We start from the raw sequence: 13,405 nt of genomic DNA, 5'->3' as shown, positions 1-13,405 counted from the left end.
TTAGTTATGGAAAATAATAATCGTCGAACCGCTCGAACGAAATGGGGACAACTGGCCTCGGCCTTCGTGGCCGTGCTCGCCTTGACTGCCGGTGCGCTGCCTCAGGCGCATGCGGCCGGCGAAGAGTACTTTCCGCTGCAAAGTTACCGGGTGGGCCCTTATGCGGCTGGCGGCAGCGGTTTCTTCGGCGGGTTTATCGATTACATGCAACTCGTCAACGCGCGTGACGGCGGCGTCAACGGCGTGAAGCTGGTCTGGAAGGAGTGCGAGACCGAATACGTGGTCGAGAAAGGCGTCGAGTGCTACGAGCGCCTGAAGAACAGCGGACCGGACGGCGCGCCGGCAGCCGCGACCAACCCGCTGTCGGTTGGCATTGCGTATGCCACGATCGACCGCTCGACGGCCGACAAGATTCCGCTCATCACGATCAACCACGGCCGCACCGATTCGACCGACGGGGCGGTATTTCCCTACGTGTTTCCGCTGCAGCTCAATCCGTACAGCGAGGTCTCGGCGATCGTCAATTACATCGGCCAGCGCTCGGGCGGACTCGCGAACCTGAAGGGCAAGAAGATCGTCGTGCTTTACCACGGCTCGCCGTACGGCCGCGAGACGATTCCGGTAGTCAATCTGCTCGCCAAGAAATACGGCTTCGATGTGACGCAGATCGAGGTACCGCATCCGGGCAACGAGCAGGGCTCGCAATGGCTGAAGATCCACCAGATCAATCCCGACTGGGTGATCCTGCGCGGCTGGGGCGTGATGAATCCGGTGGCGCTCAAGACTGCCCAGAAGGTCGGCTACCCGGCCGATCACATCATCGGCAATATCTGGAGCAATTCGGAAGAGGACGTACGTCCGGCCGGCGACGCCGCGAAGGGTTACATCTCGATCACGACTCACCCGTCCGGTACCGGCTATCCGGTCCTGCAGGCGATCAACCAGTACGTGATCAAGCCCGGCAACGGCAACCTGAAGGACCCGGCGCGCTTCGGCACCGTGTACTACAACCTCGGCGTGGTGAACGGCATTCTCAACGTGGAAGCGGTACGCGTCGCCCAGCGCAAGTTCGGCGACAAGCCGCTTACCGGCGAGCAGGTGCGCTGGGGCTTCGAGCATCTCGATCTCGACGACGCGCGTCTCAAGCAGCTGGGTGCGCTCGGTCTGGTGCAGCCGCTCAAGCTGTCCTGCGCGGACCATGAAGGTGGCGGTGCGGTACGTTTCCAGCAGTGGGACGGCCAGAAGTGGAATCTCATCAGCGGCTGGGTGCAGGCTGATCGCGCACTGCTTCGTCCGATTATCGAAAAGTCGGCGCTTGCCTACGCCCGGGAGAAAGGCATTACGCCGCGCGACTGCAGCAAGGCGGAGTCATCATCGTGAACAAGCCGATCCTGCAGGTCGACGACCTGGCCGTGACCTACAGTCAGATCATCCCCGCTTTGCGTGGGGTATCGCTGACGGTGCCCCAGGGGGCGATCGTCGCGCTGCTCGGTGGCAACGGTGCAGGCAAAACCACCACGCTCAAGGCAATTTCCAGCCTGGTGCGCGCCGAGCGCGGTGAACTGACCGGCGGACGCATTGCCTATAGCGGCGAGGACGTTACGCGCTCTGAGCCGTGGACGCTGGCTGAGCGAGGTCTTGTACAGGTGCTCGAAGGGCGGCGTTGCTTCGGGCATCTGTCGGTCGAAGAGAACCTGCGGATCGGGTCTTTCGTGCGGCGGCCCCGGCGCCCGGAGATCGAGTCTGATCTCGAACGGATCTACACGATCTTTCCGCGCCTGAGGGTGAAGCGGAAGGCGCCGGCGGGCTATACGTCGGGCGGTGAACAGCAGATGGTGGCGATCGGCCGGGCGCTGATGGCGCGTCCGTCACTGGTACTGCTTGACGAACCTTCGATGGGGCTCGCGCCGCTGATTGTCGAGGAAATCTTCGAGACCATCGGGGCACTCAACCGGGACGAGGGGGTGAGCTTCCTGCTCGCCGAGCAGAACGCCTCGATTGCCCTGCGTTTTGCCGGTTATGGCTATGTGCTGGAAAGCGGCCGGGTCGTCGCGCACGGTGCGGCGGATGAACTCAGGGAACTCGACGCTTTACAGGATGCTTATCTGGGCGGCACGCCGGTCGACTACGGTGCCAGACGCACGAACCGGGCAGTAGCGGCGACTTCTGCATGACGGGCGTTGCATTCGAAGGCCGGCGTCGGATTTCTTCCCACGGCATCTGAGCCGGTTTGGCAAAACGGGTGGTCAGGCATGGAAGCCGCGGGTGATATGGAGTGTGACCCTTCACAAATATGTCATGAGTCTCGATATTTTCTGGTTTTTGCCAACTTCAGGCGATACCCGCTATCTGGGCAAGTCTGATTTCGGTCGTCAAGCAACGAATGCTTATCTGCGTCGGATTGCGGTTACGGCCGACGAGCTTGGCTACGATGGCCTGCTGATTCCCACGGGCGCCTCCTGCCTTGATCCTTGGGTCACGGCGGCAAGTCTTGCCCCGGTCACACGGCGCATTAAACTGCTGGTGGCACTGCGTACATCGCTCGGCAATCCGACGGCTTCCGCTCGCCAGGCAGTCACGCTGGATGAAGCGCTCGGCAAGGGGCGGCTATTGCTTAATATTGTGCCCGGTGGCGATGCCACCGAACTTGCTGCTGACGGCGCGTTCTACAGTCACGACGAGCGCTATGAGGCCGGCGACGAATTTCTCACAATCTGGCGTCAACTGCTGGAAGGGGAAAAGGTCGATTTCGAAGGCAAGCACTTGACGGTGCGGGGCGCGCAGAATTTCTTTCCGCCCGTGAGTGCGCCCTACCCTCCGCTGTATTTTGGCGGCTCTTCGCCTGCGGCGCATGACCTGGCAGCGAAGCATGTCGATTCATATCTGACCTGGGGCGAGCCTCCCGCTGCGGTGGCAGAGAAGATCGCGGACGTCCGCCGGCGTGCCGGGCAATACGGTCGACAGATTCGTTTCGGTGTGCGTCTGCATGTCATCGTGCGCGAAACGAGCCAGGAAGCCTGGGCCGATGCTGACAAGTTGATCAGTCATCTCACGGACGAAGAAGTCGCAGCGGCACAGCGTAATTACGCAAGCATGGATTCCGTAGGGCAGAAGCGGATGGCTGCACTGCATGGCGGCAGCCGCGAAAAGCTGGTGATTGGCCCGAATCTCTGGGCAGGCGTTGGCCTCGTGCGCGGTGGCGCAGGTACGGCACTCGTCGGCAGTGCAGCGGAGGTAGCGTCGCGCCTTCAGGAGTATAGGGATCTCGGCGTGGATACTTTTGTGTTGTCCGGTTATCCGCATCTGGAGGAGGCAATCCGTTTCGCAGAACTGGTATTTCCGTTGTTGCCTGGTAAGGTGCCGGTCACGCTGCGCGATCAGGCATTAACGGGCGGTGCGTTCGATGTTCGCGCTACGACGCCAGGCACCTCGGAGAACCACTGATGAGCGAAAATATTCGGACGCATGGCTCGGGCCATCGGGTAATTGATTTGCGCTGCCGCCCCGCCTGGCTCCACGACTTTTTCGGAGCGACACCGGGTTCTGCTGGTGAAGCCACTGCGCGTTGGTTGAATCGACGCGTGGGCACACGAGGCGATGATGCTCATTTCATCCGCTCCCGTACACAAGACGGGTTTCTCGATGAAATTCGCGAGGCAGGTGTAGCGCATGCGGTCGTGGTTGGGCGTCATACGCCGGGCCAGCATTTACCGAACGATACGATTCATCGTATCGTCAGTGGCCATTCCGGATTAATCGGTATCGGTGCAGTCGATCCCGTTTTGCAGGGGGAGGCCGCAGCGCTAGCGGAAGCAGAGCGGGCCGTACGGACGTTGGGCCTGGCAGGTATCAACATTGAACCCGGTTTCGGCGAGCCGCCGCGTCACCCTGATGATCCGGTGTATTGGCCGGTTTATGAGCTGGCTGCGAGCCTGAAGGTGCCCGTGTTTTTAATGAGTGGTCCAACCACACCGGATCTTCGGTTCAATGATCCGGCACCGCTTGCGCGCGTCGCTCAGGCGTTCCCCCTGCTGCAGATCGTGGCTTATCACGGTTACTGGCCTAATGTGCAGCAGATGGTGGGCGTAGCCTTTCGCTACGAAAACGTGTTCGTGGTACCGGATATGTATCTGTTCCAGCCGGGCAGCCAGAGCTATGTCGATGCCGCCAACAGTTTCCTGGGTGATCAACTGCTGTTTGGTTCGTCTTATCCATTTCGGCCCATCGGTCAGACTATCGACGATTTTCTTGCGGCAGGTTTCAAGGAAGATGTACTGGACAAGCTTCTGTACAGTAATGCTGCGCAGCTATTCAAATTGGCGGGCAAATAGATGGGCCGAACCGATCGGTTATCACTCCCGCCGTTGACGGTTCAGCCACGCGGAACGCAGCGGGACAGACCCGCAGCATGATGGTGCTCACTACGTTCTGGCCGGTCCGCGCGGCAACCGGCTCAGGGACGGCGCAGCCCGTAACGCTGCATCTTCACGTACAGCGTGCTCTTTGCGATGTTCAACTGACGCGCCGCGCGCGTGAGGTTGCCGCCGCTGGCCGCAATCGCACTCCGGATCAGCGCCTCCTCCCCCTCGGCGATACTCGTCACATGGCTCGGCATAGTCGCGGTGGCCGCCTCGCCGCGGAGTGGTTCGCGCACCAGCTGGGCGCTCGCTCCGGCCTTGAAGACCGTCCCGGCGCCTGCCGCGGATGCGTCACGCAGCTCATACGGCAGATGCTCCACCTCGATCGGGCCGCCCTCGCTCAGTAGCAGCGCACTCTCGACCGCGTTGCGCAGTTCGCGCACGTTGCCGGGCCAGTCGTAGGCGTGCAGCGCGTCGAGCGCGGCGCGCGTGAGACCCTGCGGCGTGGCGCCCGGCGCGAGGCGCTGCAAAAAATGTCGCGCGATCAATGCAATGTCGCCGCGCCGCTCGCGCAAGGGGGGAATCGGCACCGTGCTTACCGCGACGCGGTAGTACAGGTCCATGCGGAAGCGCCCCGCGGCCACCTCGGCGCGCAGATCGCGGTGCGTCGCCGCGATGAGCCGGAAATTCACCTTGCGCGGCACGTTCTCGCCGAGCCGGTAGATCTCGCCCTGTTCGAGCACGCGCAGCAGATGCGGCTGCATGTCGAGCGGCATCTCGCCGATCTCGTCGAGAAACAGCACGCCGCCGTTCGCGGCTTCGATCTTGCCGGTCATGCCGCCCTTGCGCGCGCCCGTGAACGCGCCGTCGGCATAGCCGAACAGCTCGCTCGCAAGCAGCTCGCGCGCCATGCTGCCGCAATTGAGCGCGATATACGGCCCTTCGCCGGCCTCGTGGATGCCGCGCGCGAACTCCTCCTTGCCCACGCCCGTTTCGCCGAGCAGCAGGATCGGCACGCGCGATCGCGCGAGTTGCCGGGCGCGCGCAATCGCGGCGCGCATGGCCGTGTCGCCGGTCACGATGTTCGCGAAATCGGGCCGCGCGCGAGCGGACGGTTCGGCGCCGCCCGCGCGCAATTCGTGCGCGCGCGGCGGACACGGCAGCACGACCAGCGTGCCGATGTGCTCGCCCGCGACCATCAGCGGTTCGAGCCATTCGGGGCGCAGCCACGCGGGTAGCGCGTGCGCGGCGACGCTTGCCTGCAGCCGCCCCGCGGCCAGTTGCGGAATCTGCCGCAGATCGGCCGCCTCGACGGCCGCGCCCTGCGCCGCGAGCCGCGCGAGCGCCGCGTGCGCCGTTTCGTTGAGCCGGACGAGATTGCCGCGCCGGTCGAACAGCACGAGCCCCTGCGCGTGCGCGCGGTTCCAGTAGTCGAGGCTGTGTTCGAGCAGCGCGTTGCGCCGCTCCATCTCGCCCATCGAGAGCCGGCTCTCGATGCGCCGCGCGGTAGTCACGACGAGCGCGAGACTCTGCCGGTTATAGGTCTGGGAAAGACCCGAGACGTCGACCGCGCCGATCACCTCGCCGTCCATCGGATGCCTGACAACCGATGCCGAGCAGGTCCAGCGCTTGATGCCCGCGCAATAGTGCTCCGCCGAATGGATCTGCACGGGCTCGCCCACCGCGAGCGCCGTACCGATCGCGTTGGTGCCGCACAGCGCCTCGCTCCAGCGCACACCCGGCATCAGCGCGATGGTTTCGGCCGAGCCGACCGTCGGCGTGTCGCCCTCGACGCTCAGAATCGTCGAGTACGAATCGGCAAGCACCATCATCGTGCCGGTTTCCGAAAGGAAATCCCGCGCGCAGGCCATGACCGGCGCGCTCGCCTCGAGCAGTTCGCGGCGCCGCTCGCGCAGCATATAAAGGTCCTGATCGGGCAAGGGCTGGGGGCCGCTGCGCTGGTTCGGGTCGACCCTGGCCGCCTGGCAGCGCTGCCACGAGAAGTCGACCAGCGCACGCAGCGACAGCGCGGGCTCCGGCACGGCGTCGCCGCGCACGAAGGACTCCCAGGCCTGCATGACGCCCGCTTCGTCGCCGGGGTCCGAGAATAGCTCACTGGAGGGGGAAGGCATCCAGTTGTCTCCTTGACGCCGTGTATCCGGCATTCCTGTGTCGCCTGCGGCGCCACGCACCCCATGATAGTCGCATCTACCGCGACGCGACCCTGTACGGAAGCAACGGCACGGCATCGACTGGCGCCGCGCGGACCCAGCGCGAACAGGCCGTGCAGTCGCCTGCCCGGCCTGTCCAGCCTACGCAACGCCGGTCGGCCCGGCGCAGCGCTAGTCGACGCGTTCCGGCACCGGCAGGTTCACCCACTCGCGATAGAACGTGTCGATGTCGGGCTCGAAGTCGTGAATCACCGGATACCACGGCGTGGGCGCCTCGACGTCGTGCAGCGTGCCGCACTGCGGGCAATAGTACTCGCGATACACTTGCCACTGCGTGTCGGGCGCCATGAGCTTCGGATAGACCTCGGCCATCGCATCCTCGGTATCGCGCACGTACACGAGCGCGTCGAGCTTCCAGTTGCTGCGCCAGTCGCCGAACTCGTGGCCGCAATCGCACTTCGTCAGCCATTTCCTGCTGTCCGCCTTCTGCACGATGTACAGATGCGGTCCGAGCGGCAGCACGATCCGGTCGGCCCAGTTGAGTCGCTGTTGCAACGTCGCCAGATACTGTTCGAAGCGCGCCGTATCCTTCGGCATCGACAGCATGCGCAGCGTGGTTTCCCAGTCGAGCGTGCCGTCCACGAGCTTGCTGACCTGTTCCTGCGTATAGGTCGTCATCGTCTTGTCTCCTTGTCAGTCGTTCGTCGGGCTGGCCGCGCTCACTCGTCGACGAGCACGACGGTGCGCACGTCGGGCATCTTCGAGAGATCCATGCGGAACTTCGAACCGTAGGTCGGCACGGCCAGCTCCTCCTCGGTGAGCGTCCAGCTCTCGGGCAGCGACCAGAACGTGCGGAACTGCGTCTCGAACTTCTTCGAGAGTCCGAAGCTCGTCGCGAACATGTGCTGCACCTGGACCGCCGCCTCCTTCGCGAGGATGCGCCCGCGCTCGTCCTTCATCCATTCGCGGGTGGGACGCGCGCGCGCGATGCGCGCCTTGCGGATCTCGAGGCGCCGCAGCTGGCTCGCCTTTTCGTCGGCGAGCCAGCGGCCGTTGTCGTCCTGGGTCGCCACCGCGCCGTGTACCTTCAGCGCGAACTCGGGCAGCAGCGCCTGGTCGTTGAGATCGCGCGCGATCGACGCGAGGTCGCGGTCGAGCGGATCGCCGAAACCCGGGCCGCCGCGCAGATAGTTCAGGTACAGGTCGTAATTGTCGTAGCAGTCCTCGGTCGTCATGCATTGATGGTCGCGCTTGATCACGGCGCCCGCATTCAGGCTCTTTTCGTATTCCGGATGGTCCGGGTTCAGGTCCGCGCCGAGCGGCAGGCTCTGGCCCTTCGCGATGCGCTCCTTGAGGCCCGTGCCGTGTGCCTCGAAACGGTAGCCCGTGGCCGCCGGATACCCTCCCATGAAGCCCCAGTCGCTGTTCATGTAGCCGTTGCCCATGAAAAACATGGTCCAGTCCTGCGCCTTCCAGACCATGCGCAGGCTCTCGAAACCGGTGCCGCCGCGATACTTGCCGTAACCGCCCGAGTTGCACTTCGCGTTGCGCCCGAGGTACAGCAGCGGCTCGGCCATCTCCCAGATTTCCATGTCGCCCATGTCGCCTTCGGGGTTCCAGATCGCCGCGCCGTGATTGAGGCCGTCCCGGATCGCACCCGCGCCGGTGCCGCACGACGAGGCCTCGAAGCTGTTGACCGCGTGAATCTCGCCGTCCTGGTTGATGCCGCCGCCTTGCAGCCAGTTCGAGGTGTTCGCGTTGCCCGCATTGACCTCCTCGAGATAGCCGCGGCTGAAGTAGGCCTGGCCGAGACCGCGCCACAGCGCGCTCCAGCCCGAGACGAGGAAGTGCCACGCATAGGCGTGCCCGGTACGGCGGTCGTCCGGGTTCATCCATGCGCCCTTGGGCAGATGGAACTCGGTGCCGTAATAGGCGCCGTCGTTGATGCGCTGCGTCGGCACGAGCGTCTGCGTCATCATCACCCAGATGCCGCTCGTGAACGCGACCTGGTGCGCGTTGTACGAGTGCCAGCCCCAGCGGCTCGCGCCCTCGAAGTCGAGCCGCCATGAGCCGTCCTTGCGGATCTCCATCTCGACGGGCGAGTGCATGATCGAATCGAGCTTCGCGAAGGCGTTCGAGGTCTGCACATCCTCGTGCTTGTAAGGCACGTCGACGAACGCGACCTTGCGATACTTTCCGGGCAGCGTGAGCGCCTTGACGCGGGTCTGCAGGCCGCGGCGGCCCTCTTCGATCACTTCGTACGCGAATTTCTCGTAGGCATCGATGCCCTCCTCGGCAATGGTCTCCTCGACGAGGCTGCGCACCATGTGGCACCCAGCGATGCGGGTACGCTCGTCGAGAATCCAGTATTTCGGCGTGCGTACCGAACGCTGGCTTTCGTGCAGCCAGTCGCGCAGCGGCGTGTCGTTCACCCCGGTCTTGCGGCAGGTGATCATGTAGCCGTCGCCGAAGCGCTGGGTCTGGCCCGTCGACATCGAGCCCGGCGTGACCGCGCCCGTGTCGATCACGTGCGTGACGCCGCCCACCCAGCCAATCAGCCGGCCCTCGGCGAAGATCGGCACGATCGTCGCGATGTCGCACGGGTGCACGTTGCCGATCGCGCAGTCGTTGTTCGTGAACATGTCGCCCGGATTGATGCCAGGGTTTTGTTCCCAGTTATTTTCGATCATGTACTTGATCGCCGCACCCATCGTGCCGACGTGAATGATGATGCCGGTCGAAGTCAGCACGCAGTCGCCGGCCGCGTTGTAGAGCGTGAAGCACAGCTCCCCCTCCTGCTCGACGATCGGGCTCGCCGCGATCTTCTTGGCCGTTTCGCGCGCATGCACGAGACCGCCGCGCAGCTTCGAGAACAGCTTCTCGTAGCGGATCGGATCGCGCTCGCGGAACTCGAGTTTATCGAGGCCGTTGTAATGGCCCGAGGACTCGGTGCGCGCGAGGATCGCGTCGCGAAACTGCTTGAGTGTCTGGCCCGTACCGAGCAGGTCGGGCAGGCCGACTTCCTGACTGGTCACGCGGTTCATGCGTCGTCTCCTTGATGGACTTCTTTCAGATGGAACAGGCGGTGCTTGTCGATTGTCGTGGCGAAGCCGAGCGGCACCACGAAAGTGGTCGCGTCCGATTCGATGATCGCGGGCCCGGCGATCGTGTTGCCGGGCTTGAGCGCTTCCATCTTCCACAGCGTGGCCTCGTGCCAGGTCTTGTGGCGATAGAGGCGGCGCGTGCCGAGCCTTGCCTCGCCGGGGGGTGTCGGGCCGGCTTCGGGGTCCTCGGGCAATACCGGCTTCTGCGTGATCACCATGCCGCGCATGATCGCGCCCGTCACCGAGAAGCCGAGCTCGGGCGAGCGTGCCGAGCTCGCGTAGACGCGGCCATAGGTGTCCTCGAATGCCTCGACGATGCGGTCCCAGTCCTGCGTGGTACCGGCCGCGGCGATCGGCGAGTCGATCTCGAGATCGTTTAGCTGTCCCATGTATTGCATGCGATAGCCGGGCCGCAGGATCACGTCCCCGGCCTTGAAGCCGTTGATGCGGAATTCCTCGATCACCTTGGCCGCGAGCTCGGACCACGCCTGCTGGATCGTCGCCGCGGCCTGCGCCTTGTCCGCGTCCGGTGCGCCCTGCGGTAGCGCGAGATCGACGCTCTTGTCGTAGCGGTACTCGAAGTCCGCACAGGCGCAGCCGAATGCCGAGAAGCCCGCAGCCCACGCGGGCACGATCACGTCCTTGAAGCCGAGCCCTTCCGTGTAGCCATAGGTGTGCACGGGACCGGCGCCGCCGTACGAGAAGCATACGAAGTCGGTCGGGTTGTAACCCTTCGCGCTGACGTTCGAGCGCAGGTACTCGTGCAGTTGCAGATCGAGCAGTTCGATCACGCCGGCGGCCGCGTCCTCGATCGAGAGGCCGAGCGGATCGGCGATCTGATCCTTGATGTGCAGTCGCGCGCGGTTGACGTCGAGCTTGATCGCGCCGCCGAGAAAGTTGTCCGGATTCAGATAACCGAGCACGACATGGCAGTCGGACACCGTGACGGTGTCGAGCCCGCTCTCGGGCCAGCAGGTGCCGACGCGATAGCCGGCGCTGTCGGGCCCGAGCTTGATCGAGCCGCTATACGGGTCGAGTCGCACGAAGCTGCCCGCGCCCGCCCCGACCGAGTCCATCGCGACGAGCGGCAGCGAGAGCACGAGCCGGGCCATGTCCGGGTCGGAGGCGATCGTGAAGTTGCCCTTCGTGATGAGCGCCATGTCGAACGAGGTGCCGCCGATGTCCGAGCATGCGATGTTCTCGTAGCCGAGCGCGCCGCCGAGCAGTTTCGAGCCGATCACGCCGCCGATCGGCCCCGAAACGATCGTGCGCGCGAGCTCTCTCGCCTTCCAGCTGATCGTGCCGCCGTGCGTGGCCATCACGCGCAGATCGAATTTCGCGCCGTGCCTGTGAAAGCGCTCGCTGACCTTCCGCAGCGTCTGGCGCGACGGCTCGGCCGCGTACGCCTCGAGGATGGTCGTGTTCATGCGATGACTTTCCTTGCGCTGCGGATAGTAATCGACCGAGGCGAACACGGGCAGCTCGGTGCCCAGTTGCTTGAGTTCGTCGAGCGCGAGGTCGCGCGCGCGTCGTTCGCTCGCGCCGTTCTTGTGCGACTGCAGCAGCACGATCACGAGCGCCTTGCTGCCCGCGTCGACGAGCTCGCGCACGGCCTGGCGGACCTCCTGTTCGCGCAGCGGGATCACGATTTCGCCCTGCACGTCGGTGCGCTCGGTCACGCCGCGCGTGCGCGAGAGCGGCACGAGCGGCTCGTCGTAGCGGTGCGTGTTGAGGTGAATGCGTTCTTCGAGCGCGTAGCCGAGATAGCTCTGGATCGCACGGCCCATCGAATGCACGTGCTCGAAGCCGCGGTTCACGATCAGACCCACTTCGAGGCCCTTGCGCTGCACGACGCGGTTGAGCATGGCGGTGCCCGAATAAACGCAGGTCAGCAGTTCCGGATAGACGTCGTCGGCGCCGCGCTGCCAGTGCGCAAGCGCGTCCTGCGACGAGTTGAAGATGGCGAGCGATTCGTCGGCCGGATTGCTCTGGGCCTTGCCGACCACGAAGCGTCCGTCCGAGCGGACGAAGAAGGTATCGGTCATCGTGCCGCCGGCATCGATGCCCATCACCTGCACGGGGGATTGCACTTCCATGAACCTGTCTCCGCATTTTAGGAATCAAGACGCGCGGAACTTCGCGCGCCGGTTGGGGGGCGGCCCTGATGGGCACTGCCGGCGCATAGAAGTGCAACAACCGTACCATCGTGCGGTGCAAGACCACGCTGGAATACGGCAAAGGCAATCGGCGCGGGTCGGGACGCCGTGCGGGAGATGGCGGGGAAGCCGGCTTTGCCGTGCAGCAGCATGAAGTCGGCCGTCCGGTTTCCGGACGGCCGACCGGAAACCGGACGGGCGCGGACGGGGCCGTGTTCGTCGATCGCCGGATGGAGTGGGGTAAATCGACGCCGTGGTTGTGCCCTGCCCGTTGGTTAGTATCTACGGCTGTAGTACTAGCCCGGCTGATTCCTTGCACTATGCAGACCGAACAGCGAGCGTAAATATGGGGTAAGGAACCGGCCTTTGGGATCCATGCGTTCACGCAAAGCCAAAAAGTCGTCCCAGCGTGGATAGATTCCGGCGAGATCCTTTGCTGCCAGTGAATGCACCTTGCCCCAATGCGGCCTTCCACCATGATTGAGACAAATTGCCTGTACTCCGTCGAAATACTGCTCGTAAGGCATACCTCGGTACTGGTGTACCGAGATATGCACACTGTCGCGCCCATAATTTGGGCTAAGCCAGATGTTGTCACCCCGCACCCATCGGTATTCCAGTGGGAACATCAGTGGGAAGCTTTTGCGTTCGATAAATGCGCGGATTTCACGCAATGCATCGGCGCCGCGCTCCGCGGGAACTGACCACTCCGCTTCGTTAAAGCGCACGCGTCGTACCGTCGACAACATCAAATGGCTTGCCTCGACGTGCTGGCCGGGTGAGATAAATGCTGCACATAGGCGACTGAGCGACGGGCAAGACGACGGTGCCCATTTGCTGAGTCGGCAGATCAAGCCGAACAGAAAATTTTCCAGAAGATCCTCGGTAACATATCGCTTCAACCCGGTTGGCGTGATGGGTTCCTCCGTCACGTTCCATACTTTCGTCAACACTGAGTCTGTATGAGGCAACCAGAACAATTCAAACGAACGATGTCGCTTTGCTAGCGACGCGGCTCGCGCGAGGCACTCGTCGAAGTTCATTTTGCCGCGCTCCAGTTTCAGCCTGAAGGCAGGTACCACCTTCAAGCCAATTTCGGTTATCACACCGAGAGCGCCCAAGCCGATCCTTCCACCTTCGAAGAGATCAGGGTTCTCGCCAGGCGACGCCTGCACTTCCGTGCCTTCGGCCGTCATGAACTTCATGCTGGCGATCTGTGTTGCCACGTTGCCAAGCAGGATTCCGGTGCCATGCGTGCCGGTACTGGTGGCACCCGCAATCGATTGCACGTTGATGTCGCCGAGATTTTCCATCGCAAGCCCCTCCGCAGCCAGCGCGGAGCCGATTGCCGAAAGGCGCGTCCCCGCCCGTACGCGGGCAGTGCCGGTGGCCCGGTCTATTTCGGCCACGCCTTGCATCTTATCGAGTGATAGGATCAAACCATCGGTCTGCAGCAAAGGCGAAAATGAATGTCCGGCACCGACGACTCGCACAGCCTTGTTCCCGCGTGCAGCCTGTCGCAACAGGCTGGCAAGCTCGGGGAACGACGCCGGTGTAGATACCGTCGCATTCGGGCTGCTGACGTACCCGGACCAGTTACTCCACATAGTGAATTT

At 63.7% G+C, this 13,405-nt stretch carries 9 protein-coding genes; 4 read left to right on the top strand and 5 right to left on the bottom strand.

Annotation, left to right across the window (positions count from 1 at the left end):
- Positions 1–6 precede the first annotated feature (6 nt).
- From BFE01S_RS07975 to BFE01S_RS07960, 4 genes are all read left to right on the top strand, one after another.
- On the top strand, positions 7–1,380 hold the full coding sequence (locus BFE01S_RS07975) for an ABC transporter substrate-binding protein (RefSeq protein ID WP_028225016.1): 1,374 nt from the start codon (positions 7–9) through the stop codon (positions 1,378–1,380).
- Entirely contained in the window at positions 1,374–2,174 is an 801-nt protein-coding gene (locus BFE01S_RS07970; protein ID WP_218002902.1) for an ABC transporter ATP-binding protein, read from the top strand. Before BFE01S_RS07975 ends, BFE01S_RS07970 begins: the two co-directional genes overlap by 7 nt.
- A 124-nt stretch (positions 2,175–2,298) precedes the next feature.
- A complete protein-coding gene (gene ssuD, locus BFE01S_RS07965) occupies positions 2,299–3,444 on the top strand; it encodes an FMNH2-dependent alkanesulfonate monooxygenase (RefSeq protein WP_028225014.1) in 1,146 nt (381 codons plus the stop codon).
- The gene (locus BFE01S_RS07960) at positions 3,444–4,331 is read left to right on the top strand and encodes an amidohydrolase family protein (RefSeq protein WP_042337334.1); all 888 of its coding nucleotides are present in this window, start codon (positions 3,444–3,446) and stop codon (positions 4,329–4,331) included. Before ssuD ends, BFE01S_RS07960 begins: the two co-directional genes overlap by 1 nt.
- Positions 4,332–4,453: 122 nt before the next feature.
- On the opposite strand, the gene BFE01S_RS07955 is transcribed toward BFE01S_RS07960, so the two are convergent.
- From BFE01S_RS07955 to BFE01S_RS37915, 5 genes are all read right to left on the bottom strand, one after another.
- Complete coding sequence (locus BFE01S_RS07955; protein ID WP_028225012.1) at positions 4,454–6,490, bottom strand: sigma-54-dependent Fis family transcriptional regulator; 2,037 nt, start codon at positions 6,488–6,490, stop codon at positions 4,454–4,456.
- Between the two features lie 210 nt (positions 6,491–6,700).
- Entirely contained in the window at positions 6,701–7,207 is a 507-nt protein-coding gene (locus BFE01S_RS07950; RefSeq protein ID WP_028225011.1) for an acetone carboxylase subunit gamma, read from the bottom strand.
- 41 nt (positions 7,208–7,248) lie between these two features.
- Positions 7,249–9,573 (bottom strand): hydantoinase B/oxoprolinase family protein, encoded by a 2,325-nt coding sequence (locus BFE01S_RS07945; protein ID WP_028225010.1) that lies wholly within the window; start codon positions 9,571–9,573, stop codon positions 7,249–7,251.
- A complete protein-coding gene (locus BFE01S_RS07940) occupies positions 9,570–11,729 on the bottom strand; it encodes a hydantoinase/oxoprolinase family protein (RefSeq protein ID WP_028225009.1) in 2,160 nt (719 codons plus the stop codon). The genes BFE01S_RS07945 and BFE01S_RS07940 overlap by 4 nt, the downstream gene beginning before the upstream one ends.
- 356 nt (positions 11,730–12,085) lie before the next feature.
- Positions 12,086–13,396 (bottom strand): D-arabinono-1,4-lactone oxidase, encoded by a 1,311-nt coding sequence (locus BFE01S_RS37915; RefSeq protein WP_042337333.1) that lies wholly within the window; start codon positions 13,394–13,396, stop codon positions 12,086–12,088.
- Positions 13,397–13,405 lie beyond the last annotated feature (9 nt).

It is taken from the genome of Paraburkholderia ferrariae NBRC 106233 (assembly GCF_000685035.1).
Classification (GTDB): Bacteria; Pseudomonadota; Gammaproteobacteria; order Burkholderiales; family Burkholderiaceae; genus Paraburkholderia; species Paraburkholderia ferrariae.
Note: the sequence above shows the minus strand (reverse complement) of the source record. Positions and strands in the feature narration are given on the sequence as shown.